The following is a 24,291-nucleotide window of genomic DNA, read 5'->3' as shown; positions in this document are numbered from 1 at the left end:
ACGAATCAAGCCACGGGTTGCGCCAAGAGTTCCAGGAGTGCCTGCTGCGCACCATAAGGCTGCGCACGACGCCGGATGCGGCGGTGATATGTGCCCTGCTGATCCATTTCCCAAGACTGCTGGTTGTCTTTCAGATAAGGCTTCAGGCCTTCGGCGATGACGCGTTTTTTCAGGCGCGGCTCCAGCACCGGAAAACACGCTTCAATGCGCCGGAAGAAGTTGCGATCCATCCAGTCCGCGCTGGACAGGTAAACAAGCTCGGCACCGTTGTCACGGAAGTAAAAAATGCGGGAGTGCTCGAGAAATCGTCCAATGATCGAGCGTACCCGAATGTTTTCCGACAGGCCGGGCAGGCCCGGCTTCAGCGCACACACCCCGCGCACGATCAGCTCTATTTTGACCCCGGCTTGCGATGCTTCGTACAGTGCGCGGATGACATCCGGTTCGAGCAGCGCATTCATTTTGGCGATGATGGTGGCGGGCAGGCCATTACGTGCATGTTCGGCTTCACGCTGAATGGCAGCGATGACCCGGCTATGCAGGGTGAATGGAGCTTGCCACAAGTGTTTGAGACGCGACGCCTTGCCCAGGCCGGTGAGTTGGGTAAAGATTTCATTCACATCGGCGCAGATGTCTTCGTTACAGGTGAGCAGGCCAAAATCGGTATACAGGCGTGCGGTGCGGGCATGGTAATTGCCGGTGCCCAGATGCGCATAACGCTGCAATTTGGTGTCCTCGCGCCGCACCACCAGTGCCATTTTGGCGTGGGTCTTGTGCGCTACCACGCCATACACCACATGTGCGCCGGCTTCTTCGAGCTTGGCGGCCCAGTTGATGTTGGCTTCCTCGTCAAAACGCGCCATGAGTTCCACCACCACGGTCACTTCCTTGCCGCTTTGCGCGGCGGCCATCAGAGCCTGCATCAGCATCGAATCGGTGCCGGTACGGTACACCGTCTGGCGGATCGCCAGTACCTGCGGGTCGTCTGCCGCCTGGCGGATAAAATCAATCACCGGCTGGAACGACTGGAACGGGTGATGCAGCAGAATATCGCCGCGGCGCACGGCGCTGAACAGGTCGCCGGGCTTGGTCAGCTGATTGGGCAGGCCGGGGATGAACAGCGGGAATTTCAGGTCGGGCCGATCCACCTGATCGGGTATTTGCATTAGTCGCACGAGGTTGACCAGGCCATTGACCTGGTAAAAATCCTCGCGCTCAAGATTGAACTGTGCGAGCAGGAAATCCGCCATTTTAGGCGAGCAGTTATCCGCCACTTCCAGCCGCACTGCGTTACCGTAGTGTCTATGGGGCAGTTCGCCCTGCAGTGCCTGGCGCAGGTTTTTGGTTTCTTCCTCGTCCACAAACAGGTCGGAATTGCGCGTGACACGAAACTGGTAGCAGCCTTGCACCGTCATCCCGGCGAACAGCTCGCCCACGTGAGCATGCAGGATGGAAGACAGGAACACGAAGCCGTATTCGCAACCGGCAATTTCTTCCGGCATGCGGATCACGCGCGGCAATGAGCGTGGCGCCTGCACTACCGCCGCACCGGAATTGCGCCCGAAAGCATCGCGCCCAGACAACTCCACTGCGAAATTCAGGCTCTTGTTGAGCACACGCGGGAACGGGTGGGCCGGATCCAGCCCGATGGGCGTCAATACCGGCATCAGCTCGCGAAAAAAATAGGCGCGTATCCACGCTGCCTGTTCTTCGTTCCAGTAGGTGCGCCGCAAAAAGCGGATACCCTGTTCGGCCAGTTGCGGCAGGATGGCCTGATTGAGGGTTTCGTACTGTTTTTCCACCAGAGCATGCGCGCGCGGAGCAACATCGCGAAAAGTTTGCCGCGCACTGAGTCCGTCTGTGCTCACAGAGGAAGAGCCGAGTGCAATGTGCTCTTTCAGTTCGGCCACACGCACCTCGAAGAATTCATCCAGATTGCTGCTGACGATGCAGATGAACTTCAGCCGTTCCAGCAGGGGCACATCGGGATCTTCTGCCTGTGCCAGCACACGCTCGTTGAAAGCAAGCAGGCTCTGCTCGCGGTTGAGGAAATATTCGGGAGTGGATGTGGTCATGGCAACATATTATCAAAGTAAAGCTAATATCGTTTATATGCGCGGCCAAAAGGTACCAGCCCGCCTTTATATGACTTTTATATGACAAAACCATGACAGTAGAAATCGAGCTCAAACTCGCCCTCCCGCCAATACAGGCCGCCCGCCTGAAACGCCATCCATTGCTGGCTGGAGCGGGTAGACCGTTGCGGCGACGGCTGGTCAGCGTGTATTTCGATACCCCGGAACTCGATCTGATGCGCGCCCGGGCTGCCCTGCGCGTGCGCCGGGTGGGGCGCGGCTGGATACAGACAGTCAAGATCGGCGGTGGCTCGGCAGGCGGACTCCACCAACGGCCGGAATGGGAAACGCCTACCCGCAGCGAGGCGCCGGAACCCGAGCGCTTCGCCGCACCTGAAGTCAGGAAGTTACTGACTCCTGCCCGGCTGGCCCGACTGCGTCCGGTGTTTGAAACGCATTTCTGGCGCGACGCCTGGACATTGCCGGTAGCCGGGGGTGGCAGCATCGAAGTGGCCCTGGATCTGGGTGAAGTGAGCGGGGGAGGACGCAGCCAGCCGATTTGCGAAGTAGAACTCGAACTGAAATCCGGCCAGCCGGCCGCGCTGTATGACCTGGCACTGGATTTGGCGGCGGACTTCGATCTGTATCCTGATCCGCTGAGCAAGGCCGAACGCGGCTACGCACTGTTCCAGCACCTGCCGGCCCGGCCGGTGCAAGCCGGGCCGGCAGGCCTGGAACCGGAGATGCATGTGGCCGATGCTTTTGTGGTTGTGATGCAAAACGGGCTGGAGCAGTTCACCGCCAATCTGGCCGGTCTCATCCACGAATCCGACCCCGAATACCTGCATCAGGCGCGCGTCGCCGTGCGCCGGCTGCGTTCGGCATTGACGGTGTTTGCCCCGGCCTTGCCCGATCCGGCGCTGGCGCCATTACGGGAGGCGTTGCGCTGGCTGATGAGTGAGTTGGGCCCGGCGCGGGACTGGGATGTATTCGTGACGGAAACTTTGCCGCCGCTGACGCGTGCCATGCCCGACCAGTCGTTGCAAAGCCTGGCCCGTAGCGCGCAATTGCGTCGGGAGGCAGCGCGCGCCGCGATGATTGCGGCAGTCTCGTCACGCCGATTGACGCGCCTGCTGCTGGAAGCCGGACGGATGTTGCTGCTGCGCCCATGGGAGCAGGCAATGGAACGGATCGGCTCTGCCTGGCAAGGCAGTCCCGCCACCGCCTTGGCCGAATCGGTGCTGGATCGGCGTCAGCGCCAGTTATTGCGGCGTGGCCGGCATTTTGTCCGGCTGGATCCGGCGGCACGCCACCGCTTGCGCATTGCCGCAAAAAAACAGCGCTACGCCGCCGAGTTTTTCGCTGAACTCTACCCGCAAAAAGTGGCGCGGGCCTATATAAAAAACCTGGCCGCCCTGCAGGATAATTTGGGCGCGCTGAACGACATTGCAGTAGCGGGTCGCTTGTTGAGTAATCTGCGTGGCCGCCGTGCGGTCAATCGCGCCTGGGCATGCGGTGTGGTGCAGGGCTGGGTGGAAAGCCGGGTCTTGGCCAGAATCGATGAACTGGAGCCAGTCTGGCGGCGCATGAAAAAATCCCGCCCGTTCTGGAGGAAGCCAATATGAAACTGACCGTGCTCGGTGCCAGCGCCGGCATCGGTGGTCTGCTGCGTACCACCGCGCTGCTGCTGGATCAGCACACCCTGGTGGATTGCGGTTCCGGCGTGGGTGATTTGTCCCTGGCGCAAATGGCGCGCATCGAACGTGTGCTGCTCACCCATTCGCACCTCGACCATTGCGGATTTTTGCCCCTGCTGGCGGATGCCACGCTCGACTTGCGCAGCGGGCCGCTCAGGGTGTATGCCCTGCCGGAAACCCTCGCCATCCTCAGGCGCAATCTGTTCAACGGCGAACTGTGGCCGGATTACACGGCGTTGCCGGATCCCGATGCGCCCTATATCCGCTGCCTGCCCATCCGCCTCGGGGAAACCCTTGCCATTCCGGGTGCAATGGTGACGGCGCTGCCGGCAGCGCATTCGGTACCCGCGGTGGGCTACGCCATCGATAGCGGCCAGGGCAGTTTCGTGTTCAGCGGCGACACCGGCTATAGTGTGGCATTCTGGGAGGCGCTTGGCGCCATCGAAAATTTGCGTTACCTGATGATCGAAAACACTTTTGCGGAGCGCCAACGCGAGGCGGCACAGCGTTTCGGCCATATGACTGCGGGCTTGCTGGCCCAGGGTCTCGCCAGTCTTGCCGGCACGGCGGAAATCCTGATCACCCATCTGGAGCCGGGCAAGCAACGCGCAGTGCTGGACGAGGTCGCTGCGCTGGCCGGGCGCTGGCATCCGCGCCCGGTTCGAGCCTGGGAAGCTTTCCGGTTTTAATTCCGTAACAAGGAAGCGCTAGCATGTATGAATTTTTGGAAGCAGATATGGATTTGATCCTGTGGCGTCATGCCGATGCCGTAGATGGGCTGCCTGACATGGAGCGCGAACTCACTACCAAAGGGCATAAACAGGCTGCACAGATGGCAGCATGGTTGAATGCGCGTTTACCCAAAAACGCCGTGATTCTGGTGAGTCCGGCGAAACGTGCGCAGCAAACCGCCGAAGCGTTGGGGAGGCCGTTCGAGACGGTAAAAAAAATCGCTCCGGGTGCCGATGCCATGAACATAGTGCTTGCTGCGGGCTGGCCGGACGCGGGCGGTTGCGTGGTGTTAGTCGGCCATCAACCCAGTCTGGGGCAGACGGCAGCACTGCTGCTGAGCGGTACTGAATCGAATTTTTCGATCAAGAAAGGCGGCTTGTGGTGGCTTACCAACCGGGTGCGTCAAGCCACCCAGCAAACCATGGTGCGCGCAGTGATGACGCCGGAATTGGCCTAGATTCCGGGCAGTATCTGTGCCAGGGCGGTGTGCAGCGCATCGGCAGTGAATGGCTTGCAAATATAACCGCTGGCCCCCGCGTTGTGCGCCTCGGCAATATTCTCCGGCAGCGCTTCGGCAGTGACCATCAATACAGGCAGATGACGGAGCGCCGAATCGCGGCGGATTTCACGTAACAGTTCGATACCGGTCATATTGGGCATGCTCCAGTCAGTAATCACCATGTCGAAATGACCGGCATGCAATTTTTCCAGGGCCGCCACGCCGTCCTCGGCTTCCTCGGTATGCGCATGGCCAAGTTCCCGCAACAGGCTGCGCAGCATGCGACGCATGCTGGAAAAATCGTCCACCACCAGAATTTTCAGTGTGTTGTTGGTCATGCATCATCCTCGTTTGCAATATTGTACAAGACCTGTCGGTTGCCGGACTGCTGAAATTGCCGGTAACGCGTCATGCTGCTTGTAAAAGCGGGTGCCGTGCATCAAGCTGGGACAGGTTGTTCCAGAACATGAGGAAAGCATGAACTTCGACCTTCCGCTTGCCGACATCTCCACAGATATATGGGATACCAAGTACCGCTACCGGGACGGCGACGTGATTCGCGATGCTTCCCTGGAGGATACCTGGCAGCGGGTGGCGCGTGCGCTGGCCGCGGTGGAAGCGGGGCAGGAGGGCGTTTGGACGGCGCGTTTTCATGAGGTGCTGGCGAATTTCCGCTTTCTGCCCGGCGGGCGTATCCAGGCCGGAGCCGGCACGCGACACCGCACCACTTTGTTTAACTGCTTCGTCATGGGCACCATCGAGGACACTCTGGACGGTATTTTCAGCGCACTGAAGGAAGGCGCGCTTACCATGCAGGCCGGCGGCGGGGTGGGCTATGATTTTTCCACTTTGCGCCCGCGCGGGGCGCGGGCGGACGCCAGTGACACCATTGCCTCCGGGCCGGTGTCCTTCATGCACATCTGGGACAGCATGTGCGCCACCCTGATTTCCACCGGCGCGCGCCGCGGGGCGATGATGGCCACGTTGCGCTGCGACCATCCCGACATCCTGGAATTCGTGGAGGCCAAGCGCGATCCGGCTGTGCTGCGACATTTCAACCTGTCGGTGCTGGTGAGCGATGCCTTCATGGCGGCGCTGGATCAGGACGCTGACTGGCCATTGAGCTTCCCGCCCGGGCGCACGGTGGGCAGCGTGCGCGCCCGCGTGCTGTGGGAACGCATCATGCGCGCCAATTACGACAGCGCCGAGCCCGGCGTAATCTTCATCGACCGGGTCAACCGCCTGAACAACCTGGGGTATGAGGAAACCATCCGCGCCACCAACCCCTGCGGCGAGATACCGCTGCCGCCCTACGGCGCCTGCGACCTCGGCTCGATCAACCTGACGCGCTTTGTGCGCGCGCCGTTCACGCCCGATGCTACGCTGGATCTGGACGGTATCGCTGCCACCGCCAGCGTGGCGGTACGCATGCTGGATAACGTCTACGAGCTGGCCCATTTCCCGGTGCCACGCCAACGCGAGGTGGCGCGGCGTTCGCGCCGTTTGGGGCTGGGCATCACCGGGCTGGGCGATGCGCTGGCCATGCTGGGCTTGCGCTACGGCAGCGATGCTTCATTGGATGCAGCGCGTGCAGCGATGGCTGCGATCTGCCATGCCGCCTACCGTGCCTCGGCGGAATTGGCCAGGGAGCGCGGGCCATTCCCGGCATACCGGGCCGAGTCCTATCTTGCCGGCGAATTCGTGCGCAGCTTGCCGGAAGACATCCGCGCCGCCATTGCCGCCCATGGCATCCGCAACAGCCACCTCACCGCCATCGCCCCGGCGGGCACCATCAGTCTCCTCGCCAACAACATTTCCAGCGGCCTGGAGCCGATCTACGCTTATCGCTACCAGCACAACGTGCGGCGGCCGGACGGCGGTCTGACCGAATACGTGGTGGAGGACTACGCCTGGCGGCTCTACCGCAGCCTGCACGGGGATGCGCCGCTGCCGCCGGGTTTTGTCAGCGCTACGGAAATTCCGCCCGATCAACACCTGCAAATGCAGGCGGCGTTGCAGGCGCATGTGGATAATTCCATTTCTAAAACCATCAACGTACCGGCAGACATGGCGTTTTCCGGGTTCGAGGCGATCTACCGAAACGCATATGCGCTGGGCCTGAAAGGCTGCACCACCTATCGGCCTGGCGCCGGCCGCGGCCAGGTCATGACGGCCGATCAGCCGCCCCCCGCCAAGCCCTGTTGCGAGCTTCCCGGCGCAGATTGAACAGCGCTTCGGTGCTGTTGGGTGCGGGTTTCCGGGGGCGGCGTTATCGGGTAAACTGGCCGGATTTAAATTCAAGCGGATGATGGCATGTTAAAAGGCAGTCTGGTCGCCATTGTGACGCCCATGCAGGACGATGGCAGCCTTGATCTGGTGCGCTTGCGTGCGCTGGTGGATTGGCATGCAGCGCAAGGCACGGACGGCATAGTCGTGGTGGGCACCACGGGCGAGTCGCCCACGGTGAGTTATGACGAGCATTGCGCGCTGATTCGTGCCGTGGTCGAGCAGACTGCCGGACGTATGGCGGTGATTGCCGGCACTGGGGCGAACTCCACCTCGGAGGCAATCGAACTGACGCACTGCGCCAAATCGGCCGGGGCGGATTACGCGCTGTCGGTGGCGCCGTATTACAACAAACCCACGCAAGAGGGTTTGTACCGCCATTTCCGGGCGATCGCCGAATCAGAGGAATTGCCGCTGATACTTTACAATGTGCCGGGGCGCACGGTCAGCGATATCAGCAACGACACCACGCTGCGCCTGGCCGAAGTCCCCGGCATTGTCGGTATCAAGGATGCGACCGGCAGTATAGAACGCGCCACAGATCTGGTTTTGCGCGCGCCGGCCGACTTCGCCTTGTATACCGGCGATGATGCGACAGCGCTGGCGTTCATGCTGATGGGCGGGCATGGCGTGATTTCAGTTACCGCGAATATTGCGCCACGCACCATGCATGAGATGTGTATCGCCGCCTTCAATGGGGAACTGTCACGCGCGCGCGAACTCAATCAGCAGTTGTTCGGACTGCATCAAAAACTGTTCGTCGAGGCCAACCCGATCCCGGTGAAATGGGCGCTGGCCGAGATGGGCCTGATCGGTGCCGGGATACGTTTGCCGTTGACGCCGTTGTCTGCAGAGCACCACGATACATTGCGCCGGGCCATGCGCCGGGCCAATGCCATGTAAGTATTTTAAGGATTGGTAACCATGAAACGTAGCAAATTGTGGATGGCGCTGGTTAGCGCAGGTGTGGCACTGAGCGTTGCAGGTTGTGGCAGCATGGATGCCCTGAAATCGAAAAAGATCGACTACAAATCCGCCACGACGGTACCCACGCTGGAAGTGCCCCCAGACCTGACTGCGCCCACTGCCGACAGCCGCTACCAGGTGCCTGACCTCAATCCGCGCGGCAGCGCCACCTATTCGGCCTACAGCGCAGAGCGCAGCGAGAATGCCGGCACCGGTAAAAGCGAAATTCTGCCTACCCAGAACAAGGTGCGTATCGAACGTGCCGGTTCCGAGCGCTGGCTGATCGTCAATATGCCGCCGGAAAAAGTCTGGCCGATCGTCAAGGATTTCTGGCAGGAAAATGGTTTTGTGATCAACGTCGAGGATCCTCAGGCCGGCATCATGGAAACCGACTGGGCGGAAAACCGCGCCAAAATTCCCCAGGACATGATACGAAACCTGTTGGGCAAAGTCGTGGATAACCTTTACTCCACGCCTGAGCGCGACAAATTCCGTACCCGCCTCGAACGCACCACCAATCCACCGGGCGAAACAGAAATTTACATCAGCCATCGTGGCATGGCCGAAGTGTATACGGGCAATGGTTTTGAAGATAAACACACGATCTGGCAACCGCGCCCGGCTGATCCCGGACTGGAAGCTGAAATGCTGAGCCGCCTGATGGAGCGTTTCGGGGTGGAAAAAGCGCAGGCCAAGGCCATGCTGGCCGAGCAAAACCAGCCTGATCGCGCGAAGCTTGTCCAGGCAAGCGGCGGTGCACCCATGTTGATGCTCACCGATCCATTTGATCGCGCGTGGCGGCGGGTGGGGCTGGCGCTGGACCGCATCAACTTCACGGTGGAAGACCGTAACCGCGCCAAGGGAATTTATTACGTACGCTATATTGATCCACAGCAAGACGTGGAAACCAAACAGAGTTCCGGCTTCCTGAGCAAGCTGGCGTTCTGGCGCAGTTCCAAGAAAACTGCGGACAATGGTGATAAATACCAGGTTGAGGTATCTGAAAATCAGGCGGCCAATGGTTCGGAAGTCCGCGTAATGACCGCACAAGGTACGCCGGCAAAACCTGAAACTGCCAACAAGATCATCAAGCTGCTGCTCGAACAGCTCAAGTAATGCGTTTTGCTTCCCTCGGCAGCGGCAGCGAGGGCAATGCCCTGGTTGTCGAGGTGAGGCATACGCGCATCATGCTCGACTGCGGTTTCGGTCTGCGTGACACGGTGCGCCGCCTGGCCGCCAAATCGCTCCAGCCCGAAGACGTGGATGCTATCGTCATTACCCACGAGCACTCCGATCACATCGGCGGTGCAGCGCGCTTTGCACGTAAATATGGCATCCCGGTATGGATGACGCGCGGCACCCTGGCGGTATTCCGCAACCAGTGCACGCAACTGCCCGAGGTGCGCGAACTCGACAGCCATACTGCCTTTGCCATCGGTGACATCGAAATTCATCCTTTTCCCGTACCGCATGATGCGCGCGAGCCGGTGCAGTTCGTGTTCGGCGACGGCATGCACCGGCTCGGCGTGCTGACTGACGTGGGCGCCTCGACCGCGCATATCGAAACCATGTTGTCCGGGTGCGATGCGTTGGTGCTGGAGTGTAACCATGATCGCGAGTTGCTCGACAACAGCGCCTATCCGCCCGGCCTGAAACGCCGCATCGCGGGGCGCTTTGGTCATCTCGACAATCAGGCTGCGGCCGCGCTTCTGTCCAGACTGGATAACCGTCGATTGCAGCATCTTGTGGCCGCCCATCTTTCCAAACACAACAATACGCCACAGCTGGCATTGCAGGCTCTGGCCGATGTGCTGGGTTGCATGCCCGACTGGTTCAGCCATGCCAGCCAGGACGAAGGGTTTGGCTGGCGCGAATTGCGCAGGGCTTGATTCGCAGGCGGACAGATGCAAAGTTCACCTCCGATTTCACCTCGTCTGGTCGGCCTGCTGGCTATAGCGGCAGGCGCCACAGTGGCCAATCTGTATTACAGCCAGCCCTTGCTGGTCGAAATAGCGTCCGACTTTGGCGTGCAGTCTGCAACGGTGAGTATTGTGCCAACCGCAACCCAGCTAGGCTATGCGACCGGCTTGCTGCTACTGGTTCCGCTTGGCGATAGCCTGGAGCGCCGGCGCCTGATTGTGGTTACTACCCTATGTGCTGTTTTGATGCTGTTTGGTGTGGCGTTCGCACCCACGCTGGGCTGGCTGACGCTGGCGAGTTTCCTGCTGGGAGCGGTGAGCGTGGTACCGCAGCTGGCGGTGCCCTTTGCGGCACATCTGGCAGCGCCCGAGCAGCGCGGACGCATTGTCGGCATCGTGATGAGCGGGCTGCTGGTGGGCATCCTGCTGTCGCGCACTTTGAGCGGCTGGATCGGCGCTTATACAGGCAGCTGGCGTGATGTATATCTGCTGGCCATCGGCGTGATGCTGATGCTGGCGGTGTTGCTGCAACGCACCCTGCCGCGCCTGCCGCCCAGCCGGCCGATCGCCTACACAGCGCTGCTGGCTTCGCTGATCCATCTGGTGCGCAGCGAGCCGGTGCTGCGCCGCCATGCGCTGGTGGGAGGGTGCGGATTTGCCACGTTCAGCGTGTTCTGGACCACGCTGGCGTTTCATCTGCATCACCTGTCGCCTGACTACGGCAGCGAAGTGGCGGGGATGTTCGGCCTCATCGGCGTCACCGGCGCACTCGTCGCACCGCTGGCCGGACGCCTTGCTGACCGCGTTTCAGCGCCGCTGCTGAACGGCGGCGCTTTGCTGCTGGTGCTGCTCGCGTTCCTGCTGATGGGGCTGGCCGGGACCACGCTATTGGGACTGGCGCTGGGTGTGGTGTTGCTGGACGCCGGCGTGCAGGCCAGTCACCTGTCCAACCAGACGCGTATTTACGCGCTCCATCCCGATTTACGCAATCGTCTCAACGCCGTGTATATGGTGACGTATTTTCTGGGCGGCGCGGCAGGTTCAGCGCTGGGCGGATATGCCTGGCAACATGCCGGATGGCTGGCGGCATGTGCCGTGGGCGCCGCGTTTGCAGTGACGGGCATGCTTGCATTATTTCTGGTCGGGCGCGCAAACCAGGTGGTGCACTGACAGACAGCATGCGTATGCTGTAGAATAAGCGCTTGATTTATCAGGAGCAATACGCATGGCTTTTTCCGATCTCGGCCTGGTGCCAGAGATACTCCGCGCTGTAGAAGAGTGCGGTTATACCGAACCCACGCCGGTACAGGCGCAGGTCATCCCGGTGGCGCTCACCGGCTGCGATGTGATGGCCGGCGCGCAAACCGGCACAGGCAAGACCGCCGGATTTACCCTGCCGCTATTGAGCCGCCTGGCGCCTTACGCCAGCTCCAGCCCATCCCCCGCGCGTCATCCAATCCGCGCACTGATCCTCACCCCCACGCGCGAACTGGCGATGCAGGTGGAAGAGAGCGTGCACCGCTATGGCAAATATCTGCCGGTGCGTATTACCGTGGTGTACGGTGGCGTGAACATTAACCCCCAGATTGATATGCTGCGCAGTGGTGTGGATATTCTGGTCGCCACGCCGGGGCGCCTGCTCGATCACGTGCAAAACAAAACGCTCAATCTGTCGCAGGTGCAAATGCTGGTACTGGATGAAGCCGATCGCATGCTGGACATGGGTTTCATGCCCGATTTGCGCCGCATCATCGCCTTGCTGCCGGCTGCGCGCCAGAACATGATGTTCTCCGCCACCTTTTCCGGCGAGATCAAGAAGCTCGCCGACAGCATGATGAACAACCCACAACTGATCGAGGTGGCGGGTCGCAATACAGCCGCCGAGACGGTCACGCAAAGCGTGGTGCCGGTGCACAAGGAGCGCAAGCATGCGCTATTGGCGCACCTGATCAAAACCCGCGAGCTGCGTCAGGTGCTGGTGTTCTGCGGCACCAAGATCGGCGCCAACCGGCTGGCGCAGCATTTGTGCCGGGATGGCATTCCGGCCAACGCCATTCATGGCGACAAAACGCAGCAGGCCCGGGTGGAAGCGCTGGATCAATTCAAGCAAGGTGCGATTCAGGTGCTGGTAGCGACCGATGTTGCTGCACGCGGCCTGGATATTGACCAGCTGCCGTGCGTGGTGAATTACGATCTGCCGCACGCGGCGGAAGACTATGTGCATCGCATCGGTCGCACCGGTCGCGCAGGGGCCAGCGGCATTGCACTGTCGCTGGTGGCGGAAGACGAGTTGCGTTACCTGGCCGATATAGAACGGCTGCTCAAAACCAAAATTACCTCCGAAATCATTCCCGGTTTCGAGCCCGAACTGGGTGCCATGCCGGAACCGGCGCGGCCACCGCGTGCGCGTAGCGAGCGCCCCGTACCAGCCCCGCGCGAGCCGCTGGCAGGCAGCCCTCCGGCCCGGCGCGAACGCGAGGACATCGAAGTGCCCGACACCCCGCTCAGCGTGCGCGCCAAAGAATCCGCCGCTACCGGACGCAAACAGGTCGCCGCGCTGTTCCGGCCACCGGTGAATTCGAGCCGTTAACAATCCCTCCGCGCATGATTGAACTGGTCGTTGTGGCTGCCCTGGGCGGGCTTGCCTGGTTCTGGCTGGATAGCCTGAAAACCCGCGAAACCGCTATCGCCGCTGCAAAACGCGCGTGCAATGCCGACGCCGTGCAACTGCTCGATGACACCGTGGCGGTGGCGTCTATCCGCTTGGCACGCCATCCGGGCGGACAAGTCGCGTTGCGGCGTTTTTACCGTTTTGAATTCAGTGATACCGGAGATAACCGCCGCGGCGGCGTGGTGCTGATGCTGGGCAACGTGGTGGAGACGGTCAGGCTGGGCAATGTGTGGACAGTGTAGTCCTGGCGGTTTGCAATCTCATCCGGCCTGCTCCATTTCTCCGATGGTTACATGGATTCGATTTCCAGCACCGCCAGGCTGATATGCTTGCCCAGTTGTTCATTAAAACCTGACCAGTCCTTGTAAGCGCTGACCTTGGCTGCGACGGCGTCCTTCATCTCAAAATCGCTCTTGCCTGCGTCGTACTGGCGCTGAACTTCGGCCATGAGCGTCGCCATGTAATCGCGGTAGTTTTTCACCATCGCGGCATCCGCCGTTTTGCCGTGGCCGGGCACATAGCGCTTGGCCTTGACCGCGATAGCGCGGTCACAGGCGGCGATATTCCCCTTGAAAGTGCCATCGTCCAGGCGCGCAATGCGTTGGTTCAGCACGTTATCGCCAGTGAATACCACGGCATCCTGAACCACTTCAATCATGATGTCGGTCTTGCTATGCGCATTTTCCGGCGCGAGGATGTGGAAAGTCATGCCGCCGGTGGTGAAGCGCTGGTTTTCCGTTACGGCAACGGTGGGAATCACCGCGCGGGTGCCCTTGGTATACCCCTGGGTGAGGCGTTCCATCAAGCCTGTCCATACCTCGGCTTCACCGGCCTGGGCCTTGCGGATCATTTCCGGATGCGCCATCAGTTGCGCCTTGGGATAGGCTTCCAGAATGGCCTGGTTGCCAAGCCAGTGGTCACCGTGTATGTGTGTATCAAGTACATGGGTGACGGGCTTGCCGGTGAGTTTGCGTACCTGGCGCAATACCATGCGCCCCGCTTCAAGGCTGGAACCCGGGTCGATGATCACAACGCCGTTATCCGTAATGACAAAGCCGGGGTTGTTCATGAAGCCCTGATTGGCGACCGAAGGCTCGCCCAGCGGGCCATGGATGACATAGGTGTGCGCCGCAATCTTTTCGGCTGGATAATCGCGAACCATGTTTTCGGCGGCATCCGCAGCGCTCAGTGGTAGAAACAACAGTGGCGCGAACACTCGGCACAAGGCGTGAATTATTTTCATGTTGGGTCTCCTCAAATATGCGGGCAAGCCTGCATGATGCCGTACTGTCCGTCAATGAGATATGGTATGGCACTACCACCATTTTTCGAAAATGATGCGGCTGGCGGGCACGGCAAGGCTGACCAGGATGCTGCTGACATCTTCCACCATGCCCGGCGGCCCGCACAGGTAGTAGAGTGTGTCGCGACTCATGCCGGCGCTTTCAAGCAGGTTGGAGTCCATGCGCCCGGTACGCCCATGCCAGTTGTTATCTGGCTGGGTGACGGTGACCACGCTGTGCAGATTGGGATGAAGGCGGATCAGTTGTTCAATTTCATTGCGGAACAGGAATTCATCCGGGCTGGGAATGCTATATACCAGCGTGGCTTCGGTGCCGGGTACTGCGTCGGCAATATAGCGAAAAATGCTGATAAGCGGCGTGACGCCGACGCCCGCACCCACCAGCACCACACGCTGGCTCATTTCCGGCTGGTAGACGAAAACCCCCTGGCCGCTGGAAATGCGCACACGGTCGCCAATTTTGGCATGTTCATGCAGCCACTGCGTGACCGGGTGGCGTGTGCTGGCTTTGATGGCCAGTTCCAGGCTGTCGGTGATGACAGGCGAGGAAGTCATCGAATAGCCGCCAACCTGGATTGCACCGTCAATTTCTACATACAGGTCTATCCATTGGCCGGCGAGAAAGTGGAACGGGGGCGTGTCTACATCGAGCCGGAACGACTTGACGCTCGGGGTTTCTTGCTGGATGTGCGTGATGATTGCGTTAAACAAGGCTGTCCCCGGCTGGTTATTATGGTTATGGTCGCACAGATTGTCCGGAACACAGTTACTTCTTCGCCTCGAAATCAAGCGAAGCCGAATTGATGCAATAACGCAATCCAGTCGGTGCCGGACCGTCTTCGAATATGTGCCCGAGGTGGCTGCCACAGTGACGGCAATGTACTTCGGTGCGCTGCATGAGCAGGCTGTTGTCGGGACTGGTTTCCACTGCAGATTCGATGATCGGTTGCCAGAAGCTTGGCCAACCGGTGCCCGAGTCGAATTTGGTGTCCGCGTCGAATAAAGGCTCACCGCAGCATGCACACCGATAGGTGCCCGCATCTTTGAGATTCCAGTATTTGCCGGTAAAGGCGCGCTCGGTGCCATGCTCACGGCAGATCTGATATTGCTCGGGTGTGAGCTTTGCGCGTAAAGTCTGTTCGTCCAAAGGTGATTTTCCAGTCATTTTGATTCCTTTTATCCAAGTGGAATTATGATCATAAATGGGTGACTAATGGCAAGCAGTCAAAATTCACGGTTTTGACATTGACATGAATGCAGGTTGTGATCTATATTCTGTTTACAGTTTAGATTTAGTCTAATCTGTTCGAAGCTTGTATTCCTAGAGCTTCGCGTTACCTGAACGTTACCCGAGGAGAATGACCATGCAACTCAAAGGTTCAAAAACTGAAACAAGTCTGAAAGAAGCATTTGCCGGTGAGTCTCAAGCCAACCGCCGCTACCTGTATTTTGCAGCAAAAGCGGATGTGGAAGGCCAAAATGACGTTGCCGCAGTATTCCGTTCCACTGCCGAAGGTGAAACCGGCCACGCGCATGGCCATCTGGAGTACCTGGAGGCCTGCGGTGACCCGGCTACTGGACTGCCTATCGGCGCTAGCCGCGACAATCTGAAAGCCTCAGTCGCCGGTGAAACGCACGAATACACAGATATGTATCCAGGCATGGCTAAAACCGCGCGTGAAGAAGGTTTTGATGAAATCGCCGACTGGTTTGAAACTCTGGCCAAGGCTGAGCGTTCGCATGCCGGCCGTTTCCAGAAAGCGCTGGACGCACTTGTAGACTGAAAAGTCTGACATTGCGAATTAGCGCAATTGTACTGCGGGTTGTGGTGGCTGCATGCTCACCGCGACTCGCAGGTTTAAATCCCATTTTGCATTCAGAGAACAAAAATGACCGTGCGAGAAGGCAATCTACAAGCTCCTACCCGACATCCGCTGGATTGGCAAAACCCCGAATTTTATAATGAAGCCGCATTGTTCCACGAAATGGAACGCGTATTCGATTTGTGCCATGGCTGCCGTCGCTGCGTGTCGTTGTGTACGGCCTTCCCGACGTTATTTGATCTGGTGGATGAATCGTCCACGCTGGAAGTGGATGGCGTTAACAAACAGGATTACTGGAAGGTGGTCGATCAATGCTACCTGTGTGATCTGTGTTACATGACCAAATGCCCCTATGTGCCGCCGCATCCCTGGAACCTGGATTTTCCTCACACCATGTTGCGTGCCAAGGCGGTCAAGTTCAAGCAAGGTGACACAAAATTCCGCGACAAGCTGCTCTCCAGCACGGATGCCATGGGAAAGCTGGCTTCCATCCCGGTGGTAGTGCAGGTTGTCAATGCGGCAATGAACAATACCACCGCACGCAAACTCATGGATGACCAGTTGGGTATCCATAGAGATCAGGTATTGCCGAAATACGACAGCGCCAAATTTCGCAGCACCGCGCATCCCGACAATAGTTTTACCAGCCGTGAGGGCGCGCAGACGCCAGGCAAAGTAGCCATATACGCAACCTGTTATGTGAACTATAACGAACCAGGTATCGGTCATGATTTGTTGAAAATACTCGCGCACAACGAAATCCCCAGCGTGCTGGTGGAAAAAGAATCCTGCTGCGGGATGCCTAAACTGGAACTGGGTGATCTGGAAACCGTGGAAAAGCACAAGAATGTGAATATTCCGCACTTGGCCAAACTGGCGCGCGAGGGCTATGCCATTCTCACCGCCGTCCCATCATGCACGCTGATGTATAAACAGGAACTGCCGCTGATGTTCCCCGATGACGCAGATGTGCAGGCGGTGAAGGCGGCAATGTGGGATCCGTTCGAGTACTTGATGGCGCGCCAGGCAGATGGTTTGCTCAAGACCGATTTCGTCAAGCCGCTGGGCAAGGTTGCCTACCACGTGCCTTGCCACCAACGTGTGCAGAATATCGGCAATAAGACCCGCGACAGTCTGAAACTGGCAGGTGCAGAAGTTACCATGGTGGAGCGCTGCTCCGGCCATGATGGTACATGGGGGGTGAAAACAGAGTTTTACCCGAATGCAGTGAAAATCGGCCGCCCGGTATTCAAGCAGATGGCAGCTGCCGATCCGGACTACATCAGTTCGGATTGCGCCATTGCCGCAAGCCACATTCAGCACGGCATGGGTGAGAGTCGTGCACAGAAGGCACACCCCATCACCTTGATGCGTATCGCCTACGGACTATAAGGAGCAGAGTACATGAGCAGTGAAGGTTACCACGAGCCAATCGACAAACTGTCCGCTGCGACTCAGGATATGCATCGCGCCATCGTCTCGCTGATGGAGGAACTGGAGGCAGTCGACTGGTACAACCAGCGCGTTGATGCCTGCACCGACCCAGAACTTAGAGCTATCCTCGAACATAATCGGGACGAGGAAAAAGAACACGCGGTGATGGTGCTGGAATGGATACGTCGACAAGACCCCACTCTAGATCATGAATTACGCGAAACCTTGTTTAAAAAAGGCCGTATCGCCGGCCAGCATGCACACGAGGAAAAATGAAATGGGACAGATTACCCGAGACAGCTTGATGACGCTGGAAGCCTACGCCAAAGCACGCCCCGCGCTACGCGCGCAGACCATCGAGCACAAAAAAAATCGCCGCGTTCAACTGGGCAATAATGTGGCATTAATGTTCGAGGATGAGCTCACACTTCGGTACCAGATTCAGGAAATGTTGCGAGTGGAAAAAACTTTTCTTGAGGAAGGTATTCAGGATGAGCTCAATGCCTATACTCCGCTGGTGCCGGACGGTAACAACTGGAAAGCCACGATGCTCATCGAATACCCCGATGTGAATGAGCGCCGCGTGATGCTCGCCAGGCTCAAAGGGATAGAAGACAAGGTCTATGTCCAGGTAGCGGGGCACGCTCGTGTTTACGCTATTGCTGATGAAGATATGGAGCGCGAAAACGAGGAAAAGACCTCTTCGGTACATTTTTTGCGCTTTGATCTGCAATCCGGGATGGCCGCATCGCTCAAGGCTGGTGCAGCACTAGCTATGGGAGTAGACCATCCCGCCTATACTGCACATATGGATGCGGTGCCCGAGGCGACACGTACCTCATTGTTAAAGGATTTGACTATTTAGTTTTCGGGACGGGCTTAAAGCCAAAATACTGCAGGCTTGATTGAAGATGAGGAGAATATCGTGCTCGACAACATGATGATCAATCGTTTTAAATCCGGCTTGGGTGGCCAGCCCCTGCCATTGTCCATCCGCTTCTGGAATGGCGAAACGATGCGCTTTGGCGAACATGACAGCGTGCGCTTGTCGCTCAATTCCCCCAAGGCGGCGGTATCCTTATCCAACCCCACACTGGGAAAATTCGCCCGCTGTTATGTCGAAGGCGAAATTGACCTGGAAGGCGACATCCACGAAATTCTCGATCTGGGTGAAAAACTCTGCGCTGTGGGTGAGTGCCTGGCGCAGGACAAAAAAGACAGCCAGACATGGAAATGGTGGCGTCACACACGTTCGCGCGATCGCAAAAATATCAGCTATCACTACGATGTTTCCAACGATTTTTATGCGCTTTGGCTGGATCAAAAACGCGTCTACTCTTGCGCCTATTTCCGCCATCCGGACGACACTCTGGAAACCGCGCAGGAAGCCAAGCTTGACCATATCTGCAAGAAACTGATGCTGCAATCCGGCGAAAGCCTGCTCGATATAGGCTGCGGATGGGGCGGTCTGGTGCTGTGGGCGGCGCAGCATTATGGCGTCCATGCGGTCGGCATCACCCTGTCCCAGAATCAGCATGACTATATACAGGAGCAGATCAAGGCGCGCGGGCTGGTAGGCAGGGTCGAAGTGCGTCTGATGGATTATCGTGACGTGCCGGCAGACATGCAGTTCGACAAGATTGCCAGTGTCGGGATGTTTGAACACGTGGGGCGGGCCAATCTGGATAATTACTTCAACAAGATATACAGCCTGCTCAAACCCGGTGGACTAGTGATGAATCACGGCATTACTTCGGCGGGGCTGGATACTGGCGGGCTGGGAAGTGACATCTCCGAATTTATTGAAGATTACGTATTTCCCGGCGGCGAACTGGTGCATGCCGCACGGGTCATCGAATCGCTGGCGCGCGGCGGGCTGGAATGCCTGGATGCGGAAAACCTGCGCCCCCACTATGCGCGTACCCTGTGGCAATGGGTTCACCGGCTTGAATCGCATAGCGAGGAGGCGCGTCGCCTGATCGGCGAGCAGAAATATCGCATCTGGCGAATTTATATGGCGGGTTCGGCGCACGCGTTTGAACGCGGCTGGATGGCACTGTTTCAGGTGCTTGCAGGTAAACCCCATGCCAATGGCAGCTTGCCGTATCCGTTTACACGTGACCACGTTTACGCATGACTTACCCGAATGAGACAGCCTGGCTCTGCGGGTTGTCATATGCGGTCTTTTTAGACTGTTCCTGCATTGCTGCGGTGTATCATGCGACTTTTTGCGATGGATAATCATGCGTCAACTTGTATCGCTTGCATTGCTTGGAATGCTCATGGCCCCCACGTTGGGACATGCGTGGGGCCTGGACTTTGACAGGGATTTTGATGAGCAGAAGAAGCCTTGGGAAGAAGTAAAAGCCCAGCTGCCCCCCTATCCCAAAGACGAAAACCTGCAGGCGTTCTATGTAAGCGGCATCGCCGGGAATCATTATTTCGTGGACAAGGCCACGCTGGAGGCGGACAAAGATGGCGTGGTGCGTTATGTATTGGTCATCAAGGCGCGAGGCGGCGCGACCAATGTGAGTTTTGAAGGCATTCGCTGCGCTAACCGGGAACGCAAGATTTATGCGATTGGTCACACAGATGGTACCTGGTCGCGTGCCCATGATAGCAAGTGGCAGCCAATCGCTTCAGCTTCTTCGCTGTCCTATCACCGCGCCCTTGCCGATGAGTATTTGTGCCCGCAGGGAGAAATGGTGAGTAGCCCCAAAGACGTGCTCAGGAATATGCGCGGCGCATGGTAGTTCGTCTCATGACGAATTTTAGAGTAATACGAGATTGTCGCGGTGGATCAGTTCAGGTTCGTCAATGTAACCTAGCGTCGCCTCAATCTGCGTTGTCGGTAGCCGCACAATCTTTCGTGCTTCGCTGGCGGCGTAATTTGCCAACCCGCGCGCGATTTGCACACCTTCCGGCGACACGCAGGTAACCACTTCACCGCGCGCGAATTCGCCCTCGACGTTAATCACGCCGATCGGCAGCAGACTCTTTCCATCCAGCGTCACGGCTTTGACTGCACCGGCATCCAAGGTCAGTTTGCCGCGCACTTGCAGGTGGTCGGCAAGCCAGGTTTTGCGCGATGACAGTGGGGTTTGAGTGGCTGCCAGTTGTGTGCCGATTGCTTCGCCTTTGGCCAACCGTACGAGTACATCGGCTTCGCGCCCGCTGGCAATAATGGTGTGCGCGCCACTGCGGGCAGCACGTTTAGCCGCCAGAATCTTGGTCAACATCCCGCCGCGGCTGATGGCACTCCCCGCACCGCCCGCCATTTTTTCCAGTGCCGGATCGCCAGCGTGTGCCTCGCTGACCAATGTGGCATCTGGATTGTTGCGCGGATCGGCGGTGTACAGGCCAGCCTGATCAGTAAGAATCACCAGCGCATCGGCTTCTATCAAATTGGTTACCAGCGCGGCCAGGGTGTCATTGTCGCCAAAGCGGATTTCGTCGGTGGCAACCGTATCGTTTTCATTGATGATCGGGATAACCTTCAATGCCAACAGGGTGCGCAAGGTGGAAAGCGCATTCAGATAGCGGGTCCGGTCGGCCAGGTCGTCATGGGTAAGCAGAATCTGTGCGGTATGCAAAGCGTGACTGCGAAAGCTGCTTTCATAGGCTTGTACCAACCCCATTTGTCCTACTGCTGCTGCCGCCTGCAACTCGTGAACGGCACTGGGACGTGCTTTCCATCCCAGGCGCTGCATGCCTTCCGCCACTGCGCCGCTCGACACCAGCACCACTTCCTTGCCCATATGGGTAAGTTGGGCAATTTGTGCCGACCAGTTGGCCAGCGCGGCATGGTCGAGTCCGCGGCCGTCGTTGGTGACCAGGGCGCTGCCGACCTTGACTACCAGACGGCGCGCGGATTGTAGTACCGGTTTCATAAGGTCGGGTCGTAAGTCGGCGTTACGGGTTCGGCGGCAGGTTGTGCAACCGCTTCTTCAGCTTCGCGGGCGGCAATGAGATGTGCCATGATGGCGTAAGTGAGGGCCTTGCAGCCTTCTCCGGTCAGCGCTGAAATGCTGAACACTTTGCCTTCCCAACCGTAATCCCGGACGAAATCTGCGATCTTGCCCGCGCGTTCGGTTTCATCGAGCATGTCGGTTTTGTTGAGTACCAGCCAGCGCGGTTTATTGTAGAGCGACTCGTCGTATTTACGCAGTTCGTTGACAATGGCGCGGGCTTCGTAAACCGGGTTGGTGCCTGCATCCATGGGTGCGATATCCACCAGATGCAGCAATAAGCGGGTGCGTGCCAGATGCCGCAGAAAACGGTGGCCCAGCCCGGCGCCATCGGCAGCGCCTTCAATCAGCCCGGGGATGTCGGCGATGACAAAACTCTTGTCGATGTCTACGCGGACTACCCCCAGATTGGGCGCCAGTGTGGTGAAGGGGTAATCGGCGACTTTCGGGCGCGCTGCGGAAACGGCGCGAATAAAGGTGGATTTCCCTGCGTTGGGCATGCCCAAAAGACCGACGTCAGCCAGTACTTTCAGCTCCAGCTTGAGTTCGCGCTCTTCCCCGGGTTCGCCGCGAGTGAATTGACGCGGGGCACGGTTGGTGCTGGTCTTGAAGTGCAGATTGCCGAGGCCGCCTTTGCCGCCTTTGGCGATGACAGCGCGCTGGCCATCGTGGGCCAGATCCACCAGCACTTCGTTGGTCGCCATATCGGTGATCACGGTGCCCACGGGCATGCGCAGGATGATGTCGTCGGAGCCTTTGCCATTGCAGTCAGCACCGCGGCCACCTTCCCCGGGACGGGCGCGGAAGGCGCGTGTATAGCGAAAATCGACCAGGGTGTTGATATTGCGATCGGCAACCGCAATGATGCTGCCCCCGCGGCCACCGTCGCCGCCATCCGGGCCGCCGCGCGGAACGAATTTTTCGCGGCGGAACGAGGCCGAGCCATTACCGCCGTTACCGGCGAAGACCTCGATTTTTGCCTCGTCAATGAATTTCATCTGTCCATGCCACCAAAGTAAAAAAGCCCTATCCAGCGGATAGGGCTTGAATGTCCAACCGAGCGAGTATTACGCGGTAGGGATGATATTGATCATCTTGCGTTTTAGCGCGCCCTTGACGACAAATTGCACTACGCCGTTAACCGTAGCGAACAGAGTGTGATCCTTGCCCATACCAACGTTGTCGCCGGCATGAAACTGGGTGCCACGCTGGCGCACGATGATATTGCCAGCCAGCACTTCCTGTCCGCCATAGCGCTTTACGCCCAGGCGTTTGGAATGGGAGTCGCGACCGTTACGGGAACTGCCGCCTGCTTTTTTGTGTGCCATGGTTTATCTCCTTAAGCCGAAATGCCACTGATCTGGATTTCAGTGTAATTTTGACGATGACCCTGATGCTTCTGGTAGTGCTTGCGACGGCGCATCTTGAAAATACGGATTTTCTCGCCGCGACCATGCGAAATAATGGTCGCAGTGACCTTGGCACCGTCAACCAACGGCGCGCCGACCTTGATGTTGTCGCCTTCGGCAACCATAAACACCTGATCCAGCACGATTTCGCTGCCAACGTCCGCGGTGATCTGTTCTACTTTAAGTTTTTCGCCAGCGACAACGCGATACTGCTTGCCGCCGGTTTTTATGACCGCATACATGGTGAGCTCCAAACATCTAAACTAGAGGAAGGGCGGAATTATATAGAAATCAACAGGCAAGGTCAAACCATCCTTGACACAACAGTGTGTGTCTCCCTACCATTCAACTCTTTTTTGCGATTTTTCGACAATGCAGGCAATTCAAGCGTTTTTGGCAGATGATATGCGTAGCGTGGATGCGGTGATCCGCGCTCGTCTGCATTCTGAAGTGGTGCTGGTCAGTCAGGTCAGCGAATATATCATCAATAGCGGCGGCAAGCGCCTGCGTCCGGCTCTGGTGCTACTTTCCGCGGGCGCGTTGGGATATCGCGGCACGCATCAGTACGAGCTCGCAGCCGTGGTTGAATTCATCCATACCGCGACCCTGCTGCACGATGACGTGGTGGATGAATCAACACTGCGGCGTGGGCGAGAGACAGCCAATGCGCTGTTCGGTAACGCCGCCAGCGTACTGGTGGGGGATTTTCTCTATTCGCGCGCTTTCCAGATGATGGTTACGGTGAATAACATGCGGATAATGGAAGTGTTATCTGACGCCACCAATATCATCGCCGAGGGCGAGGTACTGCAGTTGATGAACTGCAATGATGCAGATATCCACGAAGAAGATTATTTACGCGTGATTCGTTACAAGACAGCCAAGCTGTTCGAAGCGGCGGCTCGCCTGGGAGCGATTATTGGCGGCGCCGAACGCGCTGCTGAAGATGCCTTGGCTGCTTACGGGATGCATCTGGGCACGGCTTTTCAACTGATTGATGACGTGCTTGATTATTCCGGTAACCACGAAGAAATAGGCAAGAATATTGGTGATGATCTGGCTGAAGGCAAGCCCACCTTGCCGTTGCTGTATCTGATGAAACACGGCACACCCGAACAGGCAAGTATGGTGCGCCATGCCATTGAGGAAGGTGGTCGAGCCGAATTCCAAACCATATTGGCAGCGATTGGCAGCAGTGGTGCGCTCGATTACACGCGCCGTCAGGCAACGCGCGAAGCCGAGATTGCGTGCGCGGCCATTTCCGGATTGCCGGATTCTCAATATAAATCGAGTCTGCTAAAATTGGCAGACTTTGCAGTCAACCGCGATTATTGAATTTGCCCGGTTGAATTTTTTGCGCCGTAAGTCAATTCGGGGTGTAGCTTAGCCTGGTAGAGCGCTACGTTCGGGACGTAGAGGCCGGAGGTTCGAATCCTCTCACCCCGACCAGTTTAAGTATATTATCCTATCCTCTGCCAAATCTGCAGCCAGCCCTGTAGCGCTGGATTT

Annotated in this window: 26 protein-coding genes and 1 tRNA gene; 18 read left to right on the top strand and 9 right to left on the bottom strand. The window is 58.2% G+C overall.

The features are described 5' to 3' along the window. Positions 1–5: 5 nt before the first annotated feature. Positions 6–2,075: a polyphosphate kinase 1 gene (gene ppk1 / locus ACFDAU_RS12830; protein ID WP_413437289.1), complete on the bottom strand. Its 2,070-nt coding sequence runs from the start codon at positions 2,073–2,075 to the stop codon at positions 6–8. 92 nt (positions 2,076–2,167) lie between these two features. Here ppk1 and ACFDAU_RS12825 point away from each other — a divergent pair, with 92 nt between their 5' ends. Genes ACFDAU_RS12825 through sixA form a run of 3 tightly spaced genes read left to right on the top strand, consistent with a single transcriptional unit; the run spans position 2,168 to position 4,961 of the window. Then, the gene (locus tag ACFDAU_RS12825) at positions 2,168–3,700 is read left to right on the top strand and encodes a CHAD domain-containing protein (protein WP_413437288.1); all 1,533 of its coding nucleotides are present in this window, start codon (positions 2,168–2,170) and stop codon (positions 3,698–3,700) included. Next, positions 3,697–4,461: a 3',5'-cyclic-nucleotide phosphodiesterase gene (locus ACFDAU_RS12820; RefSeq protein ID WP_413437287.1), complete on the top strand. Its 765-nt coding sequence runs from the start codon at positions 3,697–3,699 to the stop codon at positions 4,459–4,461. The genes ACFDAU_RS12825 and ACFDAU_RS12820 overlap by 4 nt, the downstream gene beginning before the upstream one ends. Before the next feature lie 23 nt (positions 4,462–4,484). Then, positions 4,485–4,961: a phosphohistidine phosphatase SixA gene (gene sixA, locus ACFDAU_RS12815; protein ID WP_413437286.1), complete on the top strand. Its 477-nt coding sequence runs from the start codon at positions 4,485–4,487 to the stop codon at positions 4,959–4,961. Here sixA and ACFDAU_RS12810 read toward each other — a convergent pair. Next, positions 4,958–5,326, bottom strand: coding sequence for a response regulator (locus tag ACFDAU_RS12810; RefSeq protein WP_124704893.1), 369 nt, complete (start codon positions 5,324–5,326; stop codon positions 4,958–4,960). The two genes, sixA and ACFDAU_RS12810, sit on opposite strands and share 4 nt — an antisense overlap. 154 nt (positions 5,327–5,480) lie before the next feature. Between ACFDAU_RS12810 and ACFDAU_RS12805 the strand changes: the two genes are divergently transcribed. The 7 genes from ACFDAU_RS12805 to ACFDAU_RS12775 all read left to right on the top strand — a co-directional run bounded on the left by ACFDAU_RS12805 (position 5,481) and on the right by ACFDAU_RS12775 (position 13,087). Further along, complete coding sequence (locus ACFDAU_RS12805) at positions 5,481–7,229, top strand: adenosylcobalamin-dependent ribonucleoside-diphosphate reductase (RefSeq protein ID WP_413437285.1); 1,749 nt, start codon at positions 5,481–5,483, stop codon at positions 7,227–7,229. A gap of 87 nt (positions 7,230–7,316) precedes the next feature. Then, on the top strand, positions 7,317–8,192 hold the full coding sequence (gene dapA, locus ACFDAU_RS12800) for a 4-hydroxy-tetrahydrodipicolinate synthase (RefSeq protein ID WP_413437284.1): 876 nt from the start codon (positions 7,317–7,319) through the stop codon (positions 8,190–8,192). Positions 8,193–8,213: 21 nt separating this feature from the next. Beyond that, entirely contained in the window at positions 8,214–9,371 is a 1,158-nt protein-coding gene (gene bamC / locus ACFDAU_RS12795) for an outer membrane protein assembly factor BamC (RefSeq protein WP_413437283.1), read from the top strand. Continuing rightward, positions 9,371–10,144 (top strand): MBL fold metallo-hydrolase, encoded by a 774-nt coding sequence (locus tag ACFDAU_RS12790; protein ID WP_413437282.1) that lies wholly within the window; start codon positions 9,371–9,373, stop codon positions 10,142–10,144. Before bamC ends, ACFDAU_RS12790 begins: the two co-directional genes overlap by 1 nt. Positions 10,145–10,159: 15 nt before the next feature. Continuing rightward, a complete protein-coding gene (locus ACFDAU_RS12785) occupies positions 10,160–11,344 on the top strand; it encodes an MFS transporter (RefSeq protein ID WP_413437280.1) in 1,185 nt (394 codons plus the stop codon). Positions 11,345–11,399: 55 nt separating this feature from the next. Beyond that, positions 11,400–12,764 (top strand): DEAD/DEAH box helicase, encoded by a 1,365-nt coding sequence (locus ACFDAU_RS12780; RefSeq protein WP_413437279.1) that lies wholly within the window; start codon positions 11,400–11,402, stop codon positions 12,762–12,764. A 14-nt stretch (positions 12,765–12,778) separates the two neighbouring features. Then, complete coding sequence (locus tag ACFDAU_RS12775) at positions 12,779–13,087, top strand: DUF3301 domain-containing protein (protein WP_413437278.1); 309 nt, start codon at positions 12,779–12,781, stop codon at positions 13,085–13,087. A 47-nt stretch (positions 13,088–13,134) separates the two neighbouring features. Here the strand turns inward: ACFDAU_RS12775 and ACFDAU_RS12770 are convergent, their stop codons facing one another. From ACFDAU_RS12770 to msrB, 3 genes are all read right to left on the bottom strand, one after another. Beyond that, positions 13,135–14,088, bottom strand: a complete 954-nt coding sequence (locus ACFDAU_RS12770; RefSeq protein ID WP_413437277.1) for an MBL fold metallo-hydrolase — start codon at positions 14,086–14,088, stop codon at positions 13,135–13,137. 72 nt (positions 14,089–14,160) lie between these two features. Beyond that, entirely contained in the window at positions 14,161–14,859 is a 699-nt protein-coding gene (locus tag ACFDAU_RS12765) for a ferredoxin--NADP reductase (protein WP_413437276.1), read from the bottom strand. A 55-nt stretch (positions 14,860–14,914) separates the two neighbouring features. After that, on the bottom strand, positions 14,915–15,313 hold the full coding sequence (gene msrB / locus ACFDAU_RS12760) for a peptide-methionine (R)-S-oxide reductase MsrB (protein WP_413437274.1): 399 nt from the start codon (positions 15,311–15,313) through the stop codon (positions 14,915–14,917). Positions 15,314–15,512: 199 nt separating this feature from the next. Between msrB and ACFDAU_RS12755 the strand changes: the two genes are divergently transcribed. The 6 genes from ACFDAU_RS12755 (at position 15,513) to ACFDAU_RS12730 (ending at position 20,158) form a co-directional block, all read left to right on the top strand. Continuing rightward, on the top strand, positions 15,513–15,932 hold the full coding sequence (locus ACFDAU_RS12755) for a rubrerythrin family protein (protein ID WP_124704763.1): 420 nt from the start codon (positions 15,513–15,515) through the stop codon (positions 15,930–15,932). Positions 15,933–16,037: 105 nt separating this feature from the next. Beyond that, the gene (locus ACFDAU_RS12750; protein WP_413437273.1) at positions 16,038–17,363 is read left to right on the top strand and encodes a heterodisulfide reductase-related iron-sulfur binding cluster; all 1,326 of its coding nucleotides are present in this window, start codon (positions 16,038–16,040) and stop codon (positions 17,361–17,363) included. A 12-nt stretch (positions 17,364–17,375) separates the two neighbouring features. Next, positions 17,376–17,681: an encapsulin-associated ferritin-like protein gene (locus ACFDAU_RS12745; RefSeq protein ID WP_413437272.1), complete on the top strand. Its 306-nt coding sequence runs from the start codon at positions 17,376–17,378 to the stop codon at positions 17,679–17,681. A gap of 1 nt (position 17,682) precedes the next feature. After that, positions 17,683–18,270, top strand: a complete 588-nt coding sequence (locus tag ACFDAU_RS12740; protein WP_413437270.1) for a DUF3501 family protein — start codon at positions 17,683–17,685, stop codon at positions 18,268–18,270. Positions 18,271–18,330: 60 nt separating this feature from the next. Continuing rightward, a complete protein-coding gene (locus ACFDAU_RS12735) occupies positions 18,331–19,542 on the top strand; it encodes a class I SAM-dependent methyltransferase (protein WP_413437269.1) in 1,212 nt (403 codons plus the stop codon). A gap of 145 nt (positions 19,543–19,687) precedes the next feature. Next, positions 19,688–20,158, top strand: a complete 471-nt coding sequence (locus ACFDAU_RS12730) for a CNP1-like family protein (RefSeq protein ID WP_413437267.1) — start codon at positions 19,688–19,690, stop codon at positions 20,156–20,158. 18 nt (positions 20,159–20,176) lie between these two features. Here ACFDAU_RS12730 and proB read toward each other — a convergent pair whose 3' ends face one another. From proB to rplU, 4 genes are all read right to left on the bottom strand, one after another. Next, positions 20,177–21,295, bottom strand: a complete 1,119-nt coding sequence (gene proB / locus ACFDAU_RS12725; RefSeq protein ID WP_413437266.1) for a glutamate 5-kinase — start codon at positions 21,293–21,295, stop codon at positions 20,177–20,179. Further along, complete coding sequence (gene cgtA / locus ACFDAU_RS12720) at positions 21,292–22,371, bottom strand: Obg family GTPase CgtA (protein ID WP_413437265.1); 1,080 nt, start codon at positions 22,369–22,371, stop codon at positions 21,292–21,294. Before cgtA ends, proB begins: the two co-directional genes overlap by 4 nt. Before the next feature lie 69 nt (positions 22,372–22,440). Continuing rightward, entirely contained in the window at positions 22,441–22,701 is a 261-nt protein-coding gene (gene rpmA / locus ACFDAU_RS12715) for a 50S ribosomal protein L27 (RefSeq protein WP_413437264.1), read from the bottom strand. An 11-nt stretch (positions 22,702–22,712) separates the two neighbouring features. Next, on the bottom strand, positions 22,713–23,024 hold the full coding sequence (gene rplU / locus ACFDAU_RS12710) for a 50S ribosomal protein L21 (protein ID WP_124704755.1): 312 nt from the start codon (positions 23,022–23,024) through the stop codon (positions 22,713–22,715). Positions 23,025–23,154: 130 nt separating this feature from the next. Here rplU and ispB point away from each other — a divergent pair, with 130 nt between their 5' ends. Then, positions 23,155–24,117: an octaprenyl diphosphate synthase gene (gene ispB, locus ACFDAU_RS12705; RefSeq protein ID WP_124704754.1), complete on the top strand. Its 963-nt coding sequence runs from the start codon at positions 23,155–23,157 to the stop codon at positions 24,115–24,117. Between the two features lie 37 nt (positions 24,118–24,154). Beyond that, a tRNA-Pro gene (locus tag ACFDAU_RS12700) sits at positions 24,155–24,231 on the top strand. The last annotated feature ends 60 nt before the right edge of the window (positions 24,232–24,291 follow it).

The sequence above is a fragment of the Sulfuriferula sp. GW1 genome (genome assembly GCF_047300855.1).
GTDB lineage: Bacteria > Pseudomonadota > Gammaproteobacteria > Burkholderiales > Sulfuriferulaceae > Sulfuriferula.
The sequence above is the reverse complement of the archived record's forward strand: the minus strand, read 5'-3'. Positions and strand labels throughout refer to the sequence as shown.